General features: G+C 66.9%; 1 protein-coding gene. It reads left to right on the top strand.

The window, feature by feature from the left end; all coding sequences use genetic code 11:
• A partial coding sequence (locus tag RNB18_RS51405) for an AAA family ATPase (RefSeq protein ID WP_311720982.1) occupies nucleotides 1-467 on the top strand: 467 nt, incomplete at its 5' end.
• Nucleotides 468-472 lie beyond the last annotated feature (5 nt).

The following is a 472-nucleotide window of genomic DNA, read 5'->3' as shown; positions in this document are numbered from 1 at the left end:
CGCAGTTGGGAGCGCAGGTGGTGTCGACTGATGACGTGCGGCGTCAACTCCACGATGCGCGTGTCATCGCGGGACCGGCAGGTGTACTGGATTCCGGCCTCTACACACCGCAGAATGTCGCGGCCGTCTACGACGAGGTGCTGCGGCGCGCGGGGGAACAACTGGCCGGCGGGGTTTCGGTCATTCTCGACGGTACCTGGCGGGATCCGCGCCAACGGCAACGTGCGCATCGACTTGCAGCCGACACGGCCACGCCCATAGTGGAATTCACGTGTGTCGCCCCGCTGGACAGCGCATCGGCCCGGATCCAGTCCCGGGCTTCGACCACGTCTGATGCAACCCCCGAGATCGCGGTTGCCCTGGCTGAGCAGGACGGGCACCCGCCAAGTGGTCATGAGATCGACACCAGTCGGCCCCTGTCCGAATCCGTGGCCGAGGCCCGCCGTCTGTGTGGGCTTGCGGTCTAGCCGAC

This window comes from Streptomyces doebereineriae, from assembly GCF_031845645.1.
GTDB classification, from domain to species: domain Bacteria; phylum Actinomycetota; class Actinomycetes; order Streptomycetales; family Streptomycetaceae; genus Streptomyces; species Streptomyces canus.
This window is presented reverse-complemented; position numbering and strand designations above follow the sequence as displayed.